This is a genomic window from bacterium (genome assembly GCA_004322275.1).
Taxonomy (GTDB): domain Bacteria; phylum Desulfobacterota; class Deferrisomatia; order Deferrisomatales; family BM512; genus SCTA01.
Genome location: SCTA01000005.1, coordinates 70,257 through 91,321 on the forward strand (window position 1 = coordinate 70,257; position 21,065 = coordinate 91,321).

Annotated in this window: 19 protein-coding genes; 9 read left to right on the plus strand and 10 right to left on the minus strand. The window is 59.7% G+C overall.

From position 1 onward, the window contains the following. Positions 1–78: 78 nt before the first annotated feature. Positions 79–1,233, minus strand: a complete 1,155-nt coding sequence (locus EPN96_01300; GenBank protein TAL18432.1) for a histidine kinase — start codon at positions 1,231–1,233, stop codon at positions 79–81. A 333-nt stretch (positions 1,234–1,566) separates the two neighbouring features. Here EPN96_01300 and EPN96_01305 point away from each other — a divergent pair, with 333 nt between their 5' ends. The 3 genes from EPN96_01305 (at position 1,567) to EPN96_01315 (ending at position 5,337) form a co-directional block, all read left to right on the plus strand. Then, positions 1,567–2,466 carry an electron transfer flavoprotein beta subunit/FixA family protein gene (locus EPN96_01305; protein TAL18433.1) on the plus strand — a complete coding sequence of 300 codons (900 nt, stop codon included), beginning with the start codon at positions 1,567–1,569 and terminating at the stop codon, positions 2,464–2,466. Between the two features lie 81 nt (positions 2,467–2,547). Continuing rightward, positions 2,548–3,561, plus strand: a complete 1,014-nt coding sequence (locus tag EPN96_01310; protein TAL18548.1) for an electron transfer flavoprotein subunit alpha/FixB family protein — start codon at positions 2,548–2,550, stop codon at positions 3,559–3,561. A gap of 48 nt (positions 3,562–3,609) precedes the next feature. After that, positions 3,610–5,337 (plus strand): acyl-CoA dehydrogenase, encoded by a 1,728-nt coding sequence (locus tag EPN96_01315; protein ID TAL18434.1) that lies wholly within the window; start codon positions 3,610–3,612, stop codon positions 5,335–5,337. 473 nt (positions 5,338–5,810) lie between these two features. On the opposite strand, the gene EPN96_01320 is transcribed toward EPN96_01315, so the two are convergent. Continuing rightward, positions 5,811–6,563, minus strand: a complete 753-nt coding sequence (locus tag EPN96_01320) for an MBL fold metallo-hydrolase (GenBank protein ID TAL18435.1) — start codon at positions 6,561–6,563, stop codon at positions 5,811–5,813. Between the two features lie 12 nt (positions 6,564–6,575). Next, on the minus strand, positions 6,576–7,694 hold the full coding sequence (locus tag EPN96_01325) for a restriction endonuclease (protein ID TAL18436.1): 1,119 nt from the start codon (positions 7,692–7,694) through the stop codon (positions 6,576–6,578). Positions 7,695–8,727: 1,033 nt separating this feature from the next. On the opposite strand from EPN96_01325, the gene EPN96_01330 reads away from it, so the two are divergent. Next, a complete protein-coding gene (locus EPN96_01330) occupies positions 8,728–9,774 on the plus strand; it encodes a phosphoribosylformylglycinamidine cyclo-ligase (GenBank protein TAL18437.1) in 1,047 nt (348 codons plus the stop codon). Further along, complete coding sequence (locus EPN96_01335) at positions 9,774–10,427, plus strand: phosphoribosylglycinamide formyltransferase (protein TAL18438.1); 654 nt, start codon at positions 9,774–9,776, stop codon at positions 10,425–10,427. Before EPN96_01330 ends, EPN96_01335 begins: the two co-directional genes overlap by 1 nt. 37 nt (positions 10,428–10,464) lie before the next feature. Here EPN96_01335 and rimO read toward each other — a convergent pair whose 3' ends face one another. Genes rimO through EPN96_01350 form a run of 3 tightly spaced genes read right to left on the minus strand, consistent with a single transcriptional unit; the run spans position 10,465 to position 14,622 of the window. Beyond that, complete coding sequence (gene rimO, locus EPN96_01340; protein TAL18439.1) at positions 10,465–11,877, minus strand: 30S ribosomal protein S12 methylthiotransferase RimO; 1,413 nt, start codon at positions 11,875–11,877, stop codon at positions 10,465–10,467. Beyond that, positions 11,775–12,419, minus strand: coding sequence for an outer membrane lipoprotein chaperone LolA (gene lolA / locus EPN96_01345; GenBank protein TAL18440.1), 645 nt, complete (start codon positions 12,417–12,419; stop codon positions 11,775–11,777). The genes rimO and lolA overlap by 103 nt, the downstream gene beginning before the upstream one ends. Positions 12,420–12,426: 7 nt before the next feature. Continuing rightward, the gene (locus EPN96_01350; protein ID TAL18441.1) at positions 12,427–14,622 is read right to left on the minus strand and encodes a DNA translocase FtsK; all 2,196 of its coding nucleotides are present in this window, start codon (positions 14,620–14,622) and stop codon (positions 12,427–12,429) included. 406 nt (positions 14,623–15,028) lie between these two features. On the opposite strand from EPN96_01350, the gene EPN96_01355 reads away from it, so the two are divergent. The 4 genes from EPN96_01355 (at position 15,029) to EPN96_01370 (ending at position 17,214) form a co-directional block, all read left to right on the plus strand. Continuing rightward, entirely contained in the window at positions 15,029–15,457 is a 429-nt protein-coding gene (locus EPN96_01355) for a 50S ribosomal protein L13 (GenBank protein ID TAL18442.1), read from the plus strand. Positions 15,458–15,472: 15 nt separating this feature from the next. Next, on the plus strand, positions 15,473–15,862 hold the full coding sequence (locus tag EPN96_01360; protein TAL18443.1) for a 30S ribosomal protein S9: 390 nt from the start codon (positions 15,473–15,475) through the stop codon (positions 15,860–15,862). A 72-nt stretch (positions 15,863–15,934) separates the two neighbouring features. Further along, complete coding sequence (locus EPN96_01365) at positions 15,935–16,969, plus strand: N-acetyl-gamma-glutamyl-phosphate reductase (protein ID TAL18444.1); 1,035 nt, start codon at positions 15,935–15,937, stop codon at positions 16,967–16,969. Further along, positions 16,969–17,214 carry a DUF2007 domain-containing protein gene (locus EPN96_01370; GenBank protein TAL18445.1) on the plus strand — a complete coding sequence of 82 codons (246 nt, stop codon included), beginning with the start codon at positions 16,969–16,971 and terminating at the stop codon, positions 17,212–17,214. Before EPN96_01365 ends, EPN96_01370 begins: the two co-directional genes overlap by 1 nt. Positions 17,215–17,927: 713 nt before the next feature. Here the strand turns inward: EPN96_01370 and EPN96_01375 are convergent. The 4 genes from EPN96_01375 to EPN96_01390 form a co-directional block, all read right to left on the minus strand. After that, positions 17,928–18,425: a MogA/MoaB family molybdenum cofactor biosynthesis protein gene (locus tag EPN96_01375; GenBank protein ID TAL18446.1), complete on the minus strand. Its 498-nt coding sequence runs from the start codon at positions 18,423–18,425 to the stop codon at positions 17,928–17,930. A 2-nt stretch (positions 18,426–18,427) separates the two neighbouring features. Then, the gene (locus tag EPN96_01380) at positions 18,428–18,862 is read right to left on the minus strand and encodes an MOSC domain-containing protein (GenBank protein ID TAL18447.1); all 435 of its coding nucleotides are present in this window, start codon (positions 18,860–18,862) and stop codon (positions 18,428–18,430) included. Positions 18,863–19,020: 158 nt separating this feature from the next. Beyond that, positions 19,021–20,193 (minus strand): hypothetical protein, encoded by a 1,173-nt coding sequence (locus EPN96_01385; protein TAL18448.1) that lies wholly within the window; start codon positions 20,191–20,193, stop codon positions 19,021–19,023. Continuing rightward, on the minus strand, positions 20,190–21,065 hold the full coding sequence (locus EPN96_01390) for a hypothetical protein (GenBank protein ID TAL18449.1): 876 nt from the start codon (positions 21,063–21,065) through the stop codon (positions 20,190–20,192). The genes EPN96_01385 and EPN96_01390 overlap by 4 nt, the downstream gene beginning before the upstream one ends.

Genomic DNA, 21,065 nt, shown 5'->3' on the forward strand with positions numbered 1-21,065 from the left:
TTGATTAGCGAAATTAATCGCCTGCACGAAAAAATGGAAGCTTATTTCCATTTACCGCGCCATTACCGGAATGTTTCACTATTCTCCCGTTTCCCTCTTTTCCATCGCCACGACGTGTACGTCGAAGCCCAGCGCCTCGTTGACCAGCCGGTGGGTCGGCGACAAACCGAGGACCTGCATCAACCAGGGTTTCCTGCTTCTGCCCACGACAAGATCGCTGACCTGGTTTTCCCGGGCGAATTTCAGCAGTGTTTTTACCGGGTCCTTCCCCTTCAGCTTCACCACCTCCGCGCCAAGGTCCTCAGCCCTCTGGAAATTATCGATCAGATAGCGCTGCGCCTCGGATTTTATCCTCACCGGCGATTCCGAGGGGGTCTCGACGTTGACGACGAACCAGTGGGTGTTCAGCCTGCCCGCGACCCGCGACCCCTTTCTGAGCAGCATGGCCCCCCTCTTTGTCATCGAGGAGAGGCAGACCATCACCCTTCCCGGACCTGTCGGGCGCGAAGGGCCGGTTTCCCCGAGGCGAAAGTGCCTTCCCGCCGTCTCGATGCTCTCGGCAACCTCCCGAAGGGTGAGCTCGCGGAGCGAAAGGAGGCTTTGCCCCCTGAAGAATCCCTCAAGGGCGAGGGGAACCCTCTCGTGGGGGTATATCTTTCCGGCCTTCAGCCGCTCCAGAAGGTCTTCTACCGGAAGGTCTACGTTGACAATCTGGTCCGCCCTGTCGAGAAAGGTGTCGGGAATGGTTTCGAGAACCTTGACGCCGGTCTCCTGCTCGACCAGATCGTTCAGGCTTTCGAGGTGCTGGACGTTGAAGGCGCAAAGGACGCTTATCCCCGCTTCCAGCAGTTCCAGTATGTCTTTATAGCGTTTCACGTTTTTCGAGCCCGGCGCGTTGGTGTGGGCGACCTCGTCCACTATGGCGATGGCCGGACGGCGGGCAAGAACCCCTTCGAGATCCATCTCCTTGAGGATGAGCCCCCTGTATTCCACGGTGCGCAGGGGAACCACCTCCAGTCCCGGGATCAGGGCTTCGGTGTCCGGACGGTCGTGGGCGTCTACGGCGGCGATTACGATATCCGCCCCTTTGCCGGCGAGGGCGTGCGCCTCCTGCAAAAGCCGGTAGGTCTTGCCCACCCCGGCGGCGAAGCCGATGTAGACGCGCAGCTTCCCCTCTCTGGCTCTCCTGACCAGCTCCAGAAAATCCTGCGGACTGGGGCGGACGTCGTTCATTCCTTGCATCACTCCTTTAACCGCTTTAGAGACCCTCAAGGCTCAAGGGGCGCTGGAATAATGATTCAGTATAGCAGGGCGCGCGCCGCCCTGTCATTCGCCCGCCGCGCCCCGCCCTCCATTTACCTCTTTGGCCGTGGGAATTTTTTGGTTGCCGGGATTGTGGCGATACTGTAATTATGCCTATCCCCCAAGGCGGAAGGGCCATGCCGGAAGCACCCGGAAAACGACCCCCCTTCGCCCTTTCGGGCTTCGAGGGCAGGCGCGGCCATTCGCCAAAAAGAGGAAGCCGCGGCTCGACAAGAACCGCTTACACAGGACTGGAGGAACAGCTTGAGTCTCACCTCACTTGTTTTCATAAAGCAGGTGCCCGACACCAAGAACATTACCGGCGAGGCCATGAAGCCCGACGGTACGGTGAACCGCGGAGCGCTTGCCGCCATCTTCAACCCCGAGGACCTTAACGCCCTCGAAATGGCTCTGGATTTAAAGGAGCGGTTCGGCGGAAAGGTTGTCGTCTGCACGATGGGCCCGCAGGCCGCCGCCACGGTCCTTCGTCATTCGCTTTACATGGGCGCGGACGAGGCCATCCTTCTTACCGACCGTAAATTCGCCGGGGCGGATACCCTCGCGACCAGCTACGCCCTCTCCCTCGCCGCGAAAAAGCTGGGGAACGTCGACCTCGTCCTCTGCGGAAGGCAGGCGATTGACGGCGACACGGCGCAGGTGGGCCCGCAGGTGGCGGAAAAGCTGGGGATTCCCCAGCTCACCTACGTCGAGGCGGTGATTTTTGCGGAAAAAACGAAAATTACCGCCAGAAGCCTCATCGACGGCGGCTACGAGATCGCCGAGTGCCCCCTTCCCGCCCTCTTCACCGTCGTCTCTTCCGCCAACACCCCGAGACCCGCCGGAGCCAGAAGGCTGATGCAGTACAAGAAGGCGGTCACGCGGACCGAGCTTCTCGCCAGCCACGCGGGCGCAACCTACGAGGACGCCGGGGCTCTCGCCGCCGAGGAGAAGCGCCTGCGGTCGAGGGGCCTCTGGATTCACGAGTGGAGCGCCGCCGACGTGGGCGCGGACGAGGGAAGAATCGGCTTCGCCGGTTCGCCGACGAAGGTCAAGAACGTCGCCAGCGTCGTCATCGCCGGGGCCGACTACAAGGACATCCTGCCGACCAGGGAGGGCATCGCCTCCCTCGTGCAGGAGCTCAACGCGGACCACGTCTTCGTGTAAAAAGGCTTAAACAAAGAGCCCTCGCTAGCAAGATTGCGCAGGCTCTTCCTGAACGGAAATTTCTCAATGAGCGACAAGAAGATCGGAAACGTCTGGATATTCATCGAGCAGGACGCGGGCAAGATAGCCGAGGTCAGCCTCGAACTGCTCTCGAAGGGAACCGAGCTGGCGCAGCGTCTCGGCGTAAAGACCGAAGCCGTCCTCCTCGGGAAACATGTCTCGGCGCTCGCCAAAACCCTGCACGAGCACGGCGCGGACAACGTCTTTCTGGCCGAGGACCCCAGGCTTGAGCCCTACTCCGCCCTTCCCTACACGAAGGTGGTCTGTGAGCTCATCCGCGCGCACAACCCCAACATCCTCATGTTCGGCGCAACCAACATGGGAAGGTCTCTGGCTCCCCGCGTAGCCTCCACGGTGCTGGGCGGCCTCACCGCCGACTGCACCGCCCTCGAAATAGACGATTTCGAGGACAGGGCCAATTCGCGGGTGATGAAGGACCGTCTCATGCAGATCCGCCCGGCTTTCGGCGGCAACATCATCGCCACCATCGCCAATTCCTGGGGCGATCCGCAGATGGTCACCGTGCGCGAAGGCGTGATGCAACTAAAAGAGCCCAAACCCGGCAGGACAGGCAAGGTCACTCCCGTAAAGGTGGAGCTTACCGACGCCGAGACGGTGGTTAACATCATCGAGAGGGTCAAGTCCGAGTCGAAGGTCAACCTCAAGAGCGCGAGGATCATCGTAGCGGGGGGTTACGGCGCGGGCAGCAAGGAGAATTTCGGCCTGATCCACAAGCTCGCCGAGGCGATCGGCGGCGAGGTGGGCGCCTCGCGCGCCGCCGTGGACGCGGGGTGGATAGACCACGAGCATCAGGTCGGCCAGACCGGCGTGACCGTCCGTCCGAAGCTCTACATCGCCTGCGGCATCAGCGGCTCGATACAGCACCGCGCCGGAATGAGCTCCAGCGCCAAGATAATAGCGATAAACACCGACGCCTCGGCCCCCATCTTCTCCATCGCCCATTACGGCATCGTCGGAGACCTCAAGGAGGTCATCCCGATGCTGATAAACGCGATCAAGGGCAAGGATCAGTAGGCCGGGAAGCAGCGTTGAAATACAACTCCTCTTGGGAGAAACACCAAAATGGCTGAAAACTTTTTTCTGGACAATAAAGACCTCAGATTTCACCTACGGAACGTAGACCTCGAAGAGGTGGTCCGTTTCCGCGAGAGAGACTTTCGCGACGCGCTCGACTTTCCCGACGCTCCCGAATCCTTCGCCGACGCTCTGGACAGCTACGAGCAGGTGTTAAAGATGCTGGGCGAGCTTTGCGGCGAGTTCATCGCCCCCCGCGCCCGTTCGGTGGACCTCGAAGGCGCGAAGCTGGAAAACGGCAAGGTCAGCTACGCGAAAGCGACCGTCGAAAACCTCGACGTGCTGAAAAAGGCGGAGCTTCTCGGCGTCACCCTTCCCCGCAAGTACGGCGGCCTGAACATGCCGAGCACCCTCTACTCGATGATGATGGAGATGGTCTCCCGCGCCGACGCCAGCCTCCAGAACCTTGTCGGCCTGCAGGACATCGGCGAGACGATCTACCGCTTCGGCACCGAGGAGCAAAGGATGAACTACCTCCCGCGCTTCGCCTCCGGCGAGGTTGACGGCGCGATGGTGCTCACCGAGCCCGAGGCCGGAAGCGACCTCCAGTCGGTACAGCTCAAAGCCACGCAGGACCCCAAGACCGGCCAGTGGTACCTCAACGGGATGAAGCGCTTCATCACCAACGGCTGCGCCAGCGTCCACCTCGTCCTCGCCCGTTCGGAAGAGGGCACGAAGGACGGCCGGGGCCTTTCGATGTTCGTCTGCGAAAAGACTCCGGGGCTCAAGGTCCGCAGAATAGAGGAGAAACTCGGCATCCACGGCTCCCCCACCTGCGAGCTCCAGTACGTGAACGTGCCCGCTGAGCTTGTCGGCTCGCGCAGAAGGGGCCTGACCCGCTACGTCATGTCGCTGATGAACGGCGCGAGAATCGCGATAAGCGCGCAGGCTATCGGCATAGCCGAAGCCGCTTACCGCGAGGCGCTTGAATACGCCGGGGCGAGAGAGCAGTTCGGCAAGACGATCGACAACTTCCCCGCCGTCTACGAGATGCTTGTCCGCTCCAAGGTCAATATCGTCGCCGCGCGCACCCTCCTCTACGAGACCACCAAGTACGTAGATCTTCGCGACAATTACGAGCACTGGGTCGATCACGGCGAGCCGGAGACGGTCACCGCGGAGGTGAAGGAAAGATCGAAGTTCTACTCGAAGGTCGCCGCCGTCCTCACCCCGCTCTCCAAGGCGTGCAGCACCGAGCTGGCCAACAAGGTCGCCTACGACGGCTTGCAGGTTCACGGAGGCACCGGCTACATGAAGGATTTCAACGCCGAGCGCTACGCCAGAGACGCCCGCATCACCAATATCTACGAGGGCACCACCCAGCTCCAGCACATAGCAGCCATCGGCGGCGTCACCCAGAGGGTGCTCGATCCGCTGATGGACGAGATAAGCCACCTGCCCTTCCAGGGCAAGCTCCGCAGGCTGGCGAGCGCGGTGGACATGGGCCGCGAAAGGCTGAAACACGCCGCCGCCTACGTCCTTTCCCGCGACGACTCGGAATACCAGCTCCTGATGGCGACGCGCCTCTGCAACATCGAGACGGCGATCTTCTCCGGCTACCTGCTCCTTCGCGACGCCTTCGCCGACGAGTCCAGAACGCCCCTCGCCGAGCGCTACATCCGCGAGGCGCTCCCCGTCGTCGAACAGGACTGCGCCGTCGTCATGAGCGGCGACTACTCGATAATCGACAACAAAAAAGACATACTCGACATGTAGTTTTTAATTTCCGGCAGAGAAAAGGGCCTCCCGAAACCGGAGGCCCTTTTGCTGTGTTATAGCTGTTAAAACCTTACCTTCGAGTCCAAAAACATTTCATTGACTAGTTTTTGGACGAGCCATCTTTTCGTTCCCCTTCGGGGCCCGTACGCGGCGCAACGAGTGAAGGCGTCGGGCCGGCGCGGGGTCTTAGCGAGCCTTGGCGAGCGGGTGCCCCGTACGGCCCAGCCGGAACGAAGTGGTCGCGCCAAAGGCGCGAGCAACGCGTTTTCGGGCCGATTTCTTGGGCACTTCTTTCTAAAAGAAGCGCCAAGGAGCGCGAGGCGAAGTCTCGCTAGCTGTAAATTGATGGGCTAAAGCCCATCCTACCCCTGCTCAAAAGGTGGCTTGGGGACGCGGGGCGGATAGCCCCACAAATATCATACCGGTTTACACAGACAGGATTTGCTTGGTGGGCCGAGCCCACCCTACCACTAAAGCTCCAGCCTGAGCCCGTCGAACCCCAGGACAACCTCGCCGCCGAAGGCGCTTTTGGCCTCCCTGACCGGGTCGCCGGTTTCGGTCTCGGGCTGGATGTGGGTGAGGACGAGCTTTTTCACCCTCGCGGCTTTCGCCAACTCTCCCGCCTGCACCGGCGTCAGGTGGCCGTCGGCGGGGTTGTCCGAAGCGCGCGAAGCCTCGGCGATGAGGATGTCCGCGCCGCTGGCGAAGACGGCGAGTTCGCCCGAGGGGCCGGTGTCGCCGGTGATAACCGCCGCGCGCCCCCCGAGGGAGACGCGGTAGGAGATCGAGGATTCGATGTGGTCGGCGTGGCCTGTAGCCACCGAAAGCCCCCCGACGAGCAACTCCGCCCCCTCCGAAAGCTCCAGCACCTCGCGGCTGTAGCCGCGGGCCTCCACCCACCTGCCGAAAATCGTCGAAACCCCGGAGATCAGGGCCAGAGTGTCCGGCCCCCCCGCGAGAAGAAACCTCTTCTGCCTCGGCGGCGGCGCGTAATTGCAGGCGAAAAAGAAAGGCAGAAGCTCCGAAAGATGGTCAGGGTGCCTGTGGGTCAGAAAAATCGCGTCCAGGTCCCGGTGCGAAACCCCCGCCCGCAAAAGCCCAACCAGCGCCCCCATCCCCAGATCGATCGCAACCCTCGCCCCGCCCCCCTCCACGAGAACACACGCCCCCCCTCTCGTCAGAGAAGGAGAACAACCACCGGTGCCAATAAGAGTTATTAGCATAAATACTAGTCGCTAAACAGTAGGACTTATCTTTTTTGACTTGCTGTCATATTTATCGACAGCACTTTTAAACCTACCAGCAAAAGCAAACAGGTCTTCCAGTTCGTTAATGACAGATCCCTCCTCTTTTTCTGTATCAAAAAATCCCACGGATTTCCTAGATCCATTAAAATATAAACGGCAAATTGGCTTACGATTATTATCGTCAAGCAAAATGCCGCAATAGCTCTGTACATCCCGCATAGCCACTCGTTTTGGACTAATATGTTCGCGAAGAATGGCGCGAATAATATTGTACGCCTCTATCTCCTCTTCGGTGGTGATAATTGCTGATTCTGTTTCAGTTGCAGCTGGGATTTCTTTATTATTGGTTGTAGAGGCTGCAATTTGAGGGGTTGCGTTTGGCGTTGTCTGGGCTTCTGGCGAAAGAACCGACTTTAGACGATCATTAATTTGGTCATTTAAAAGCAATCTAAATGCTCTTTTTGTAAGCTGTGTAAATTGTTCACGAATTGGCTGAGTCATTCTCCCGCTATAAACTTTACTAGCGAAAAACCTTACAAATTCCTCCGAAGGTTCTTGCATTTGTTCAGACAGAAGGCGAGTTATCTCCCGCGTATATTTCAGTTCCGCCGCAGTTGAAAGAATAGTGCTCAGGTCGAAAGAAGACTTTGAAAATTTCTTTAGTTCCTCAACAGCATTTTCCTTTGCGTCCAAAACATTGAATTCAAAAAAGGGCTTTTTATCCATTTTATTTGGTTCGTCGAGATCAGCATAAAACCAATATAATAAACCATTGGTTAATACACCGAAGCGTGCTTCGGTTACACTGTAATACCGATATAGCTGAGATGCATGCACCTTTCCCAAATCTGTAGAGTAGTGCTTGCATTCGATAAGGATTATCGGCTTGCCGTCTTTCAAGATAGCGTAATCAATCTTTTCGCCTTTTTTAGTACCGAAATCTGCATTCAACTCAGGAGTAACTTCGGATGGGTCAAACACGTTGTATCCGAGGGCGTGCAGAAATGGCATTACAAGAGCGTGCTTTGTTGCCTCTTCTGTTTGAATACTATCAAGTTGCTTCGGTATTCGGGCAGACAGTTCGCGTATCTTGTCAATTAGGTCCATTTTGCTCATCCTCTCTTGCCTAATGTTGTCGGTTTTTCGTTTCACTCAAACCGACCTACTTTTACATACTATAAACAAACTACCTTCGAGCCGATAAGCTAATAATCACCCCGCTTATCGGCGAGCCTTCTTTTCGTCTCCCACAGAGCCCGTACGCGGCGCAACGAGTGGAGGCGTCGGGCCGGCGCGGGGTCTTAGCGTAGCGAAGCGGAGCGGGTGCCCCGTACGGCCCAGCCGGAACGAAGTGGTCGCTCGTAGAGCGAGCGACGCGTCCGGGCTGAGTTTTGGGCCACCTTTTGCTCACTCAAAAGGTGGCTTGGGGCGCGGGGCGGACAGCCCCGCTAGCTGTAAATTGATGGGCTGAAGCCCATCCTACTCCGGCTAGCTGTAAAAGTGCAAAGCACACAAAAGTCACTGGATTCCCGCGCTTCGCGCGAGAATGACGACCGAAGAATGGTGCGTTACGGCTACGCCTAACGCACCCTACGTAACTACCCCTCAAAGAAATTAATGTTTTGTCGCCTTTCGCTACGCTCAAAGCGACCTACACAACTACTAATCAATAAACTTGCTGGCCATCAGCAGCGCAAAATTAACAATCGCCAGCGCCATGCCGGTATACGACAGCATTTTCCGCTTCTCGTAACTGTTTTTCCGAAAAATCACCATAACCGCCAGAACGATAAAAACTTCCGCCCCAACGAGAAAAAACAAAGCATTCTTATCTAACATCTTTATGATCCGCAAAGCTGGTGTTGCCTGTGTAAATAAGCCGGGCTGCCGTAATTTTATACACCTATCCGCAACGTAAAAAAATACCTTCGAGCGAATGAGCCGGGAAATCCCCGCTCGCATGCGAGTTTTCTTTTCGTTCCCATGGAGGCCCCGCGAGGTTTTTTAATTTGGCGGGCCGCGCCCTCCCTACGAATGGTTGACCACGCCCGCCTCTTCTTATAGGCTTACCACTTGGTAAATTAAACGTGACGAGCGCCCGAGGGAATCCGGGACGCGCGATGGTTTATCTGGAGAAATCATGGCAAAGACCACGACCTACAAAGACGCCGGAGTAGACATAGACGCGGGCAACCGGCTTGTTTCAAAGATAAGCGAGATCGTCAAGCCGACGATACGGCCCGAGGTTATAGGCGGCATCGGCGGCTTCGGCTCTCTTTTTTCCCTTGCGAAGCTCCCCTACAAGAACCAGGTGCTGGTGGCCTCCACCGACGGCGTGGGGACGAAGCTGAAGATCGCCTTCATGGCGGACAGGCACGACACGGTGGGCATAGACCTCGTGGCGATGTGCGTGAACGACGTGGTGGTGCAGGGCGCGGAGCCCCTCTTCTTCCTCGATTATTTCGCGACGGGGCAGCTGAAAGAGGGCACGGCGGAGCAGGTAATCTCGGGAATCGCCAAGGGGTGCGTGCAGGCGAACTGTTCGCTGGTGGGCGGCGAGACGGCTGAGATGCCGGGGATGTACCCGGAGGGCGAGTACGACCTCGCGGGTTTCTCGGTGGGCATAGCCGACCGCGAAAAGCTGATCGACGGCACCTCGATAAACTTCGGAGACGCCGTCATCGGCATAGCCTCCTCGGGCGTCCACTCCAACGGCTACTCGCTGGTCCGCAAGGTTCTCTTCACCGACGGAAAATACTCCATCGACCACGTCTTCCCCGAGCTGGGAATCCCGCTGGGCGAAGAGCTGCTGAAACCCACCCGCATCTACGTGAAGACGATAATGAACCTCAACCGCGACTTCACCATCAAGGGTGTGGCGCACATCACCGGCGGCGGGCTGCCGGAGAACCTTCCGCGCGTGCTGCCGAAGGGGTGCGGGGCGCGGATAGATTCCTCGAAGTGGGTGGAGCAGCCGATCTTCGGCCTTATCGCGAAGATGGGCAACGTCCCCCGTCCCGACATGCTACGCACCTTCAACTGCGGCGTGGGAATGGTTATCGTGGTGCCCGACAGGGAGAGCGCGGACGTGCTGGAGAGGCTGCGCGCCCTCGGGGAGAAGGCTTCGGTCATCGGCCACATCATTGAACAGAAGAAGGGCGCTCCCGAAGTGGAGGTTATAGACTGATGGGTTTAAAAATCGGGGTTCTGGCTTCGGGCGGCGGCTCGAATCTCCAGTCTATCCTCGACGCCTGCGGTGAGGGGCGGCTGGACGGAAAAGTGCTGGTTGTGATCAGCGACAACCCTCACGCCTTCGCGCTTGAACGCGCCTGCAAATACGGGGCGGCGACAGTCGTAATCGAACTCGACCGCGGGGAATCCCGCGAGGCCCATGACGAGAAGATAGTGGCGGCCATGCGCGGCTACGGCGTTGATACGATCGCGATGGCGGGCTACATGCTGATGGTGACGCCGGTGCTGCTGCGGGCTTTCCCCGGCAGGGTGCTGAACATCCACCCGGCGCTCCTCCCCTCCTTCCCGGGCCTCCACGTCCAGAAGGCGGCCATCGACCACGGGGCGAAGTTCTCCGGCTGCACCGTCCACTTCGTGGACGAGAATATGGACACCGGGCCGATAATCATTCAGGCGGTCGTTCCCGTGCGCGATGACGACACGGAAAAGACCCTCGGCGCGAGGATACTCCGCGAGGAGCACCGCATCTACCCGCAGGCGCTGCAGTATCTGGCCGAGGGAAGATTGAAAATCGTGGGAAGGCGGGTACTTCTGATGCCGCAGAGCCCCGGTTCCGGGGCGCTGCACAACCCGGCGGTAAGTTCCTGAAAACTTGCTGCGCGCGATGTTTTAAGTTCGAGACAATTTAACCGTTTTCATCGGGCCACAAAACCTCGGCCACCAGATCATACGGCTCCGCCTCGACGATTTTCGCCTTCACGAAGCTTCCCACCTCGATTATCCGGTCGCCGTAGTCCCGAAGGCGGGTTATGCCGTCCACCTCGGGGGCCTGGCCGTAGGTTCTGCCGACCACTTCCCCCTCCTCGTCTATCCCCTCGACAAGAACGGGCAGTTCCCTGCCGACGAAATCGAGGTTGCGCTCGTAGCTGAGCTCGGCCTGCAGTTTCATCAGGGTGTCGTGGCGCTCCCAGGCCGTCTCGGGGTCTATCTGGTCCTTCATTTTCTCGGCGGCTGTGCCCTCCTCGGGGGAGTAGACGAACGCCCCGAGGTGGTGGAAGCGCACCTCCTCGACGAAGCGCAAAAGCTCCTCGAACTCCATCTCAGTCTCGCCGGGAAAGCCTACTATTGCGGTGGTGCGAAGGACTATTCCGGGAACCTGCTTTTTGAGCCGCTTGAAGAACTCGGCCGTCTCGCCCGCCGTGACCTTCCTGCCCATCGCCTTGAGTATCCTCGGGTGGGCGTGCTGGATGGGGGCGTCGATGTAGGGGAGAATCTTGTTCGGCTCGGCGAGGAGTTCCAGAAGTTCGTCCGGCAGCGCCCTCGGGTAGGCGTAGAGGAGGCGTATCCACTCGATTCCGTCGATGGCGGAGAGCTCTTTCAGGAGCTTCACCAGTTCCCCTTGCCTTCCGATCTCCAGCCCGTAGGAGGTGGTGTCCTGCGCTATGAGGTTGACCTCTACCGCGCCCTGCCCGGCGAGCCAGCGCGCCTCCTCCAGGAGCTTCGCCGGGGGGAAGGAGTGAAAATCCCCCCTGATAATCGGAATCGTGCAGAAGGTGCAGCGGTTCGAGCATCCTTCGGCGATCTTCAGGTAGACGCTGTGGGGGGGAGCGGTGAGGAGCCTCGCGGGATGGACCGTGGAAGTTACCGCGCCCTTGCTTCCGCAGAGCGTTTCGGGGATTTTGTCTATCTCCTCGGGGGTGAAAAAGAAATCGACCTCCGAAAGCTCCTCCTTCATCTCCGGGTAGCGCTTGTAGAGGCAGCCGGAGACGGCGAGGATCTTGCAGTTGCCCTCAATCTTCAATTTCGCGGCGAGGAGTATCTCCTCCACCGACTCTTCGACCGCATCGCGGATGAAGCCGCAGGTGTTCACGATGACCACCTCGGCCTCGGCCGGGTCTTCCGCTATCTCAAAGCCGCGAGCGACGAGGCCGCCGAGGATACGCTCGGCGTCTACCCTGTTCTTTGCGCAGCCGAGGCTGATGAGACCGACCTTCTTCAATTCTTTTCTCCGTTTTCGTCCACTACCTCTACCCCTTCGGGCGGGGTGAATGTGAATATCGCGTCCTTGACGCCGGTGTTTTTCTTCGCTTCGGAAAATTCGACCTTGGTGATGTTCCCGAGGGCGTTTTCGGTGGTGACCGAGGTTATAAAGCCTTCAGTTCCGTGGCGCACGACAAGGCGCTTTAGATCCGGGTCGGTCTTTTTGGGCTTGAGCTCAAGGCACCCCTCGCCGCAGGAGGACTGCTCGAAGTATTTTCCGGCGTCGCGAAGACCGCCTAGGAGGTCGAGGGCGACCTTTGCCGAAGGGGGAAGATTCGCGGTGTCGCGTCTGACGGCGGTGCGGTCGCGCACCTGATAGAACCAGAGGACCTTCCCGTCGCTCACTATGAGCTGGGGGTCCGCGCCCTCGTACTCCCACCGCATCTTCCCCCCGCGCTTGAAAAAGACGTTGCCGGAGGTGGTCTTTTCGATCTCGGTGGTCTCTATGGCGGTTATCTGCGAAAAGCGGGCGCTAAGGTCCGAGACGCCCTCGTAAGCTTTCAGGATCAGCGCCGCCGAGTCCTCGCCCGAAGCGGAGACGCGGGAAGGGGCCAGGACAAGCAGCAAAAGCCCGCACAGGGGCAGGAACTTCTTGATCATTTTATCCTCAGACCCTCTGGGCCAGAACTTCGCGTGGTTTCGCGCCTCGGTTGGGGCCGACTACCCCTTCGCGCTCCATCATGTCTATGAGGTTGGCGGCGCGGTTGTAGCCGATCTTGAACTTTCGCTGCACCATCGAGGTGGAGGCCTGCCCCGCCTCGGTGACGAAGCGCACCGCCTCATCATAAAGGGAATCGAACTCTCCCTCGCCGTCATCGTAATACCCGGATTCGTCCGCCGCAAGAATCTGGTCGTTGTAATCGGGAGTCCCCTGCTGGCGGAGGAAGGCGGTAAGCCGCGTTATCTCCTGCTCGCTGACGTAGGAGCCGTGGACGCGGTTTATCTTGGCGGTGCCGGGGGGCAAAAAGAGCATGTCGCCGCCGCCGAGGAGCGATTCGGCCCCCATCGAGTCGAGAATCGTCCTTGAATCTACCCTCGAAGCCACCTGAAAGGCGATGCGGGCGGGGAAGTTGGCCTTTATCATGCCGGTGAGGACGTCCACGGAGGGGCGCTGGGTGGCGACAATAAGGTGTATGCCCGCCGCTCGCGCCATCTGCGCAAGCCTCGCTATCGATTCCTCGACGTCCTTGGCTGCGACCATGAGGAGGTCGGCAAGCTCGTCTATTATGACTACTATGTAGGGAAGGTGTTCGGCGCACTTCTCGTCGGGGGAGGCGTCGCCGGTCTTGAGCAGCTTTTCCACCTTCTTGTTGTGCGAGGTGATGTTCCGCACCCCACCCTCGGCCATCAGCCGGTACCTTCTCTCCATCTCCACCACCGCCCACTTGAGCGCCACGGCGGCCTTCTTCGCCTCGGTGACGACGGGGAGGAGGAGGTGGGGGATGTCGTCGTAGACGGAGAGCTCCAGCATCTTCGGATCGACGATTATGAAGCGCACGTCCTTGGGTGTGGCGCGCGCAAGGAGGCTGGCCAGCATCGAGTGGACGCCGACGGATTTGCCGGAGCCGGTCGCGCCCGCGACGAGGAGGTGCGGCATCCGGGCGAGGTCGGCCACCACGGGGTTTCCCGCGATATCTTTGCCCATCGCTATGGTAAGGAGAGATTCGGACCCCCTGAAAAGCTGGGAGTTGAGTATCTCGCTGATAAGAACAATGTCGCGCTCGGCGTTGGGTATCTCCACGCCGACGGTGTCCTTGCCGGGAATGGGGGCGACTATGCGTATGGACTGGGCGCGAAGGGCCATCGCGAGATCGTCGGAGAGGTTAACTATCTTGTTTATCTTCACTCCCGCGGCGGGCTTTATCTCGTACATGGTGACGACGGGGCCGGGGTGGACAGTCTCGACCATGCACTCGACCCCGAAATCCTGCAGCTTTTTCACCAGCAGCTTGGAGGCCATGAGCAGGGTCTCCTGATCGGGCCCCTTGCCCACTCCCTGCCGCGCCTCGAAGATGTCGAGGGGGGGCAGCTTGTAGCCGTCCACCTCCCGCACGAAGTCGAAGGTCTCCTGAACCTTCTGGTGGTGGACGGGCTCTTTTTCGGAGACGATCTTCGGGGGCTTCTTGACAGCCGCCGCCCGTATCTCGGCCCTGTCCTCCTTTAACTCCCTTTCCCTCGCCTTCTCCTCTTTTCTCGTCGCCCTCCACTCCCTTAAACGGGCCAGAAGCTCGACCGTCTTGTCCCTTAGCCTTCCGCCGAAGGCGAAAAGGGAGAAATTGACGGTGAAGATGAGGGAGCAGACGAGGCCTGTGACAACGACAAGGTACGCGCCGGGGCGGTTCAGGATAAAGATCAGCCCCCGCATCAGAAGCTCGCCTAACGCGCCCCCCGCCGGGAAAGCGTCGCGGTCGAAGTGTATCTCGCCGAAAAAGAGGCTTGAGAAGGTGGCGAAAAGAAGGGTTATAAGGACGTACCCCCCGGCGACCCAGCCTGGGTAGCGTATCGGGCGGAGGATTATGTAGCGCACCGCGAAGACCAGGAGCGCTATGGGTATCAGAAAGGAGGCCTGCCCCAGAATCTGGATAAGGAGGTCCGCGACGTAGGAGCCGAAGAGCCCCATGGCATTCTGCGGTACCGGCCCCGCGGTCCCGGCGTTGTTGAAGGAGGGGTCGGCGGAGTTGTAGGTGATGATGGCGGAGGCGAGAAAGACTGCGGCAAGCAGGAGGGTTATCCCCGCGAGCTCGGCCCTGACCCTCTCGCCAAGCCTGCTGACGCTCTTTTCTTCTCCCTTTGTTTCCGACATCCATTATCCTTCCGTTGGCGAAAGATCTTCCCGTGATACGTCGTCGCGTGCTCGCTTGGGGCTCGCCGTAGCGCTGCTACTGCCTCGCCCCGCGCTGCGCGGCTCCTCGTCTGACGGGAAGCTGTTTCGCCAAATTAAAAGCTTAAGGAACTGCCTTGCCTTACCGTCAAGGAATTCCTTCGACGGGAACTCTCACGGTTTTCCCGAACTTCGACAGTTTATTCAGTTGGTGGGCATCCCGTCAATGGCAGCAGTAAAATGGATTTTCCCCGGCGGGTGAAGTTTTACGGCAATTTCCCCTTGCGCGGCTTTTTTTCTTCGGATATAAAGGCATGCTTCAAAGCTCCTCGAAGCTTGTGACGCGGGAGGGGCGTGCTAAATTACCGTTTAATGAGGTTTTAAGGTCATGAAAAGCTATATGGCTACACCGCAGACCGTCAATCCCGAGTGGTTCGTGGTCGACGTTGAAGGTCTGCCCGTGGGCCGCATTGCCAGCAAGATCGCTTCGGTACTGCGCGGCAAGCACAAGCCCACATATACGCCTCACACCGACGCGGGCGACTTCGTCGTCGTCGTCAACGCCGAGAAGATCCGTCTTACCGGCTCCAAGCTCGATCAGAAGATGTACTACTGGCACACCGGATATCCGGGCGGCATTCGCGGACGTTCCGCCCGCGAGATGCTGGCCCTCAAGCCCGAAGAAGTCATCAGCATAGCGGTGAAGGGAATGCTTCCCAAGAATCCCCTCGGCCGCAAGATGTTCGGCAAGCTGAAGGTCTACTCCGGCGCCGAGCACCCCCATGCGGCCCAACAGCCCAGACCCCTTGACGTGTAGGGCGGAGGAATTCATATGAGCGACATCAGAACCACCGGCAAGAGAAAAACCTCTATCGCCCGCGTCACCCTCTCCGAGGGCGAAGGCAAGATAGTCATAAACAACGGCCGCACCCTGGAGCAGCACTTCCCCCGCGAAGCGCACCAGCGCGCGGTGCTCACTCCTCTCGCCATAACCGAGAGGCTTGCGAAGTACGACGTCAAGGTCAACGTTGTCGGCGGCGGCAACACCGGGCAGGCCGAAGCGGTCCGCCACGGCATCGCCCGCGCCCTCCTCGAAGCCGAGGTCGAGCTTCGCGACACGCTGAAGAAGGCCGGGCTCCTCACCCGCGACGCCCGTATCGTCGAGACGAAAAAGTACGGCCACCACAAGGCCCGCAGGAGCTGCCAGTTCTCCAAGCGTTAAGATCCCGCAGATACGCTTATTCTTTAAAAAAGGGCTCCGTTCGCGGGGCTCTTTTTGTTTACGGAGGCTACAATGACCAGAGTCGGCATCATAGGCGCAAGCGGTTACACCGGGGCGGAGCTTCTCCGCGTCCTTTGCGCCCATCCGGGTGTTCGCATCACCCTCATCACCTCGCGCCAGTACGAGGGCAAGCCTCTCTACGACTGCTACCCCGGTCTCTCCCCCCTGCCTTTCGTCTTCGAGAACCACGAGGACGAAAAGGTGCTCGAAAAGGCCGATTTCTACTTCACCGCCCTGCCCCACGAGGCCAGCGCGGAGGTGGTGGCGAAGCTCCTCGCCCTCGGGAAAAGGGTCGTCGACCTCTCGGCGGACTTTCGCTTCTCCGACCCCGAGGAGTACGAGGCCCACTACGGCCCCCACCCCCACCCCGAGCTCTGCCGCGAAGCCGTCTACGGCCTTTCGGAGATCTACGGGGAAAAGGTGAAGTCCGCCCGGCTGGTGGCGAACCCCGGCTGCTACCCGACCTCCTCCCTTTTGCCGCTCCTTCCCCTGATACAGGAGGGGATGATCGACCCCGATTCCATAATAATCGACGCCAAATCCGGCGTCTCCGGCGCGGGGCGCGGCGCGAACCAGACGACCCACTTCTGCGAGGCCAACGAGAGCCTGAAGGCCTACAAGGTCGCCTCCCACCGCCACACCCCCGAGATCGAGTCCCACCTCTCGGCGGCGGCGAAAAAGCCGGTGAAGGTTGTCTTCACACCCCACCTCATACCGATGACGCGGGGAATGCTGGCGACGATCTACGCGACCCCCCTCAGGGGCGTGAAGCGGGCGGACGTGGAAAACATCTGGAAGAAGTTCTACGAGAAGACCCCCTTCGTCGAGGTCGCCCCGAAGGACATACTGCCCGACACCGCCTTCGTGCGCGGCACCAACCGCTGCATGATGGGGGTGCGCGACTACCCCTCCTGCAACCGGCTCGTCATCCTCTCCGTCATAGACAACCTGGCGAAGGGAGCGAGCACGCAGGCCATCCAGAACATGAACCTGATGCTCGGCTACGGCATGGCCGAGGGGCTGAGCCTTCAGACGCTGGTTCCGTGATGGACGGCGACGTAGAGATCATCTACCGGACCGGGAACCCTGTCGAGCTGGAGACCGCGAAATCCCTTCTGGAAGAGGAGGGTCTGGACGTGGTCGTAAGAGACATGACCATCACCCCCTATCCGGCGGTGGTCGGCATGGGCGTCTACGAACTGGTCGTGCCGGTCGAAGAGGCCGAGGATGCTAGGGAACTGCTGATCCTCGCCGCAGACGACGGACTACTGGAAAAGGGGAATATAATTTAGGAAGGGCGGGCTCGGCCCGCCGTTTTACAGCTTGCGGGGCTATCCGCCCCGCGCCCGGACCCCATCTTCTTTTAGCGCCAAAAGAAGATGGGGGAGAAGAAAGGCGCGCCCCCTTTGCGCCAAGGCGCTCATTCGTCGCTCGGCGAGCGCGCAAATCGCCACGGGCTCATGGCGCGCTCGGAACACCCTCGCTCCCTGGCGCCGGAGGGCGTTGGGTACGAAAAGAAGGCTCGCCGATAAGAGGCGGGCTTTTTCTCTTATCGGCTCGAAGGTAATTTGTTTACAACTATTCAAAGAATACGTGTAGACAATCTACCTTCGAGTCCAAAAACATTTCATTATCCCGTTTTTGGCCGAGCCTTCACTTCGTCCTCCCCGTGGCCCGTAGGTGACGCAGGGAGCTTAAGGCGGAAAGGGCGGCGGGGGGGTCTTAGTGAGCGCAGCGAACGAGTGCCCCCTCACGCCCCCGCCGCAGCGACCGGTCGCTCGAAGAGCGAGCGGAACCTTCCGGGCCGAGTTTTGCCCCACTTTTTCGACAAAAAGTGGGGCGCGGGTGCGGGGCGCGCCAAGCCCCGCTAGCCGTAAACGTGCGGAGCACACAAATCCGGTGCGTTACGCCGCTTCGCGGCTAACAGCACCCTACACAACTAGTAGACCGATGGGCTAAAGCCCATCCTACAAGGGGTTTCCAGCCTTCGTGAAAATGCCGATAGTTATCTGGCGCAATCCGACGGATCTCCCGCTAATTTTTCAAGAGCATGGGGCAAGGCCGGAAGTATGACTTCAAGATTCTCCCTGACTCCCTTGGGGCTTCCCGGCAGATTGACGATCAGGGTCTTTCCCCGTACTCCTGCGACCGCCCGCGAGATCATGGCGTGGGGGGTCTTTAACATACTCGCCGCCCGCATAGCCTCCGCCATCCCCGGAACCTCGAAATTAATCACCGATTTCGTGGCCTCGGGGGTCACGTCCCTCGGCCCGAGCCCGGTGCCGCCCGTGGTGAGTATCAGGTCGGCCTTCTCAACGTCGGCCCACTGCACCAGCCTCTCTACTATCGTTCCCGCATCGTCGGGTATGACCTCGTAAAGGGCGGGGTCGAAGGGGCCGGTGGAAAGAAGCTCCTTTATAAGCGCCCCGGAAAGGTCCTCGCGCTCGCCCCGCGACCCTTTATCGGAGAGGGTAAGAACCCCCACCCTGAATCTGCACTCCATCCTCACTCTCCCTTTACGATGACGATTTCGTCGCCGTTTTTGACCTCGCCCTCGCTGAGCACCTTCGCGAAGATCCCTTCCTTGGGCATGACGCAGTCGCCCGCCTGATGGTAGATCGCGCAGCGCGTGTGGCACTCCTTGCCGTGCTGGGTTATCTCCATGAGCACCGGGCCGACCTTGATCTTCGAGCCGAGCGGCAGGGCGAGGAGATCGAGCCCCCGCGTGGTGAGGTTTTCGGCGAAATCGCCCGCCTTCACGTCAAGCCCCATCGCGCGCATCTTGTCTATCGACTCCTCGGCGAGGAGGCTGACCATCCTGTGCCAGTCGCCGGAGTGGGCGTCGCCCGCAAGGCCGGTAAAGGTTATGAGTACCGCCGGAATCGGGGTTTTTCTCATCCCCTTTTTATCGCTTATGTTAATGGAAACCAGTGTCGCCATGTAACTTACTCCTTCTCAAGGAAACTTTGAAAAACGTAACGAGAAACCCGGTTTCAAGGAGACGCGCAGCGAGAAGCGAGACATAACAAGTAGTTAGGCGAGTTTCGAGCGAGCACGCGACGCAGAAAACGGGTTTCGCAGTAGTTTTTCATGGTTTCCTAGTGCTTTTTCTTTTCCCTGCGCTGGCTGATCCTGCTAGCCGCCTGCGCGATGATCTGGGGTACGTTCTTGGACTTGGATATGTGCTTTATATCCTTGTCGTAAAGGGTTTCGAGGAGCCTGAAAGCCTTTTGCGGCGGGGTCTTAGGATTCTGCGAGAGGGCCAGCCGGAGACTGTATTCCTTTAGCCACTCTTTTTTCGTGAGTATGAAATATATTATCTCATCGGGGGTGATCTTGTCGGACGCTATCGCAAGGACCTCGTCCTCGCGGAGCTTGGGGCTCCTTATCACGGCGTTGACTACCGTTCTGTTCGAGTCCCTGGCGAGGAGCTTTCTCGCTCCTTTCGACCCGAGGGTCGCCAGCTTTATCTTTTCGGCTATCGAAAGACTGCCGATGATCTTGTAGAGGTTGGTCGAGCCCGAGTCGGTCATATCCTTCAGAAGTTCGTCGGGCAGATTCGAGATATCCGCCTTCGCGACCTCCTCTTCGTCGATCTCGCCGCCGGGAAGAAGAACTTCTTCCTCCTCCTGAACTTCCTCCACGGAGGGCTCCGCTTCGACTTCGGCGGCCTCGGCAGGAGACGCGAAGACCTCTTCGGCTGGCGATTCGCACTCCGGCTCCGCCGGGGGCTCTTCCACCGCGAAGCTTTCGAGCTCGATCTCCGACAGGGGCCCTTCGCCCCAGGTCTCCTGCAAAGCTTCGGCTATCTTTGAGCCGAGACAGGGATTTCTCAGCAGTTCCCCGATGACCGAAGGATAGTTTGCGAGCGAAGGATTGTTTTCCGCTATCGTGCGGAGAAGCTGCGGGTCGCGGCTCCCCGCGAAGCGGTGCAGCGTCTCCTCGCTTATGTTGGGGTGGGAGACGATCTTGTAGAGGATGCGGGAGACGTTGGAAAAATGCGTCGCGAGAAGGTCGATTATCGCTGGGTGGAGCGAATCTATCCCCAGAGCCTTCTCGATAAGGGAGGTTTCGAGGGCGCAGATCGCATTGTCAACCGTCTTTCGCACCTCACCGTGGGGGTCGGCGGCGAGGTGGGTGAGAACGCCGAGCCTCTCGGTGGCGCTCATCGGCACGTCGCCCCTGGCGAAAGCGAGCCTGGTTGAGAGGGGAGAGGCCGGATCCACCCCCCTTTTCAGGGTTTCGGGCAGCGGTACTGCGCTAAGGGTCATCTAGCTCGCCGGGTAATCTTCGCGTCGTCTATGTTCTTTTCCTTAAGCCTCGCGAGGACCAGCCCCGCGTCGCCTTCGGAGAAGGGGCCGCAGTAAAGCCTCCAGATAGGCACGTCGCCGGTGAATTTCTCGACGGTCGCGTTTATCCCTTTCGCCGAGAGGGCGGACTTCGCCTTTTCCCACTCCTTGTCGAGAAAAAAGTAGGAATCGACCCTTCCCTGCCCCAGTTCCGCGTCGTAACCGCTGGCCGCGAGGATATCCTTGGCCTTCGATGCGTCTGCGCCGACCACCGAAAGCCGAAAGCCGTCGCCCTTGCGCATCACCTTCTCGCGGAAATAGGGTATTCCCATCGCCTTGAGCCTCTCCTCGAGGGAGATGAGGTAGAACTGGCTGCGGAATATACCCGCGTGGACGACGTAATCCCCGCCCACGGCAAGCGGCTTGGCCGCTTCCTTCGCGGGGGGCGGAGGTTTTACCGCCGGAGCGGCGGGTGCGGGCTTCGGCGCTGGCGCTTCCTTCGGAACCGCAGCCGTGGCGACCTTGGCCGGAGCGGGCTCCGGCGGTTTGACTGGAGCAGGAGGCGTCACGGGCCTCACCGCTTCGGCGGCAGCCTTGGCCGGTTCCACGGAGGGCTTCGCCTCGGGAGCGGGAGCGGCCGGAGGGACCTCCGCCTTGGCCCTGGGCTTTCCCAAAACCGAAAGGGCTTCCTTCGCGCTCGATAGCGGATAGCGCTCGGGGGGCTTCTCCTTGATGAAGAGGTTCATGACGACGATAGCGCCGAGTAAAGCGGCGGCCACCGCCACGACGAGGGTCGGGGAAGCCTTCCCCGACAGCCCGCTCTTTTTCTGAAGACTCCGCGCTTTCAAGGCCAA

Bases quoted from the DNA above. Each gene is read 5' to 3' on its own strand.
- EPN96_01300 (TAL18432.1), bottom strand. From the start codon at position 1,233: ATGAACGACGTCCGCCCCAGTCCGCAGGATTTTCTGGAGCTGGTCAGG.
- EPN96_01315 (TAL18434.1), top strand. From the start codon at position 3,610: ATGGCTGAAAACTTTTTTCTGGACAATAAAGACCTCAGATTTCACCTA.
- EPN96_01320 (TAL18435.1), bottom strand. From the start codon at position 6,563: ATGCTAATAACTCTTATTGGCACCGGTGGTTGTTCTCCTTCTCTGACG.
- EPN96_01325 (TAL18436.1), bottom strand. From the start codon at position 7,694: ATGGACCTAATTGACAAGATACGCGAACTGTCTGCCCGAATACCGAAG.
- EPN96_01330 (TAL18437.1), top strand. From the start codon at position 8,728: ATGGCAAAGACCACGACCTACAAAGACGCCGGAGTAGACATAGACGCG.
- EPN96_01335 (TAL18438.1), top strand. From the start codon at position 9,774: ATGGGTTTAAAAATCGGGGTTCTGGCTTCGGGCGGCGGCTCGAATCTC.
- lolA (TAL18440.1), bottom strand. From the start codon at position 12,419: ATGATCAAGAAGTTCCTGCCCCTGTGCGGGCTTTTGCTGCTTGTCCTG.
- EPN96_01350 (TAL18441.1), bottom strand. From the start codon at position 14,622: ATGTCGGAAACAAAGGGAGAAGAAAAGAGCGTCAGCAGGCTTGGCGAG.
- EPN96_01355 (TAL18442.1), top strand. From the start codon at position 15,029: ATGAAAAGCTATATGGCTACACCGCAGACCGTCAATCCCGAGTGGTTC.
- EPN96_01360 (TAL18443.1), top strand. From the start codon at position 15,473: ATGAGCGACATCAGAACCACCGGCAAGAGAAAAACCTCTATCGCCCGC.
- EPN96_01365 (TAL18444.1), top strand. From the start codon at position 15,935: ATGACCAGAGTCGGCATCATAGGCGCAAGCGGTTACACCGGGGCGGAG.
- EPN96_01370 (TAL18445.1), top strand. From the start codon at position 16,969: ATGGACGGCGACGTAGAGATCATCTACCGGACCGGGAACCCTGTCGAG.
- EPN96_01375 (TAL18446.1), bottom strand. From the start codon at position 18,425: ATGGAGTGCAGATTCAGGGTGGGGGTTCTTACCCTCTCCGATAAAGGG.
- EPN96_01380 (TAL18447.1), bottom strand. From the start codon at position 18,862: ATGGCGACACTGGTTTCCATTAACATAAGCGATAAAAAGGGGATGAGA.
- EPN96_01385 (TAL18448.1), bottom strand. From the start codon at position 20,193: ATGACCCTTAGCGCAGTACCGCTGCCCGAAACCCTGAAAAGGGGGGTG.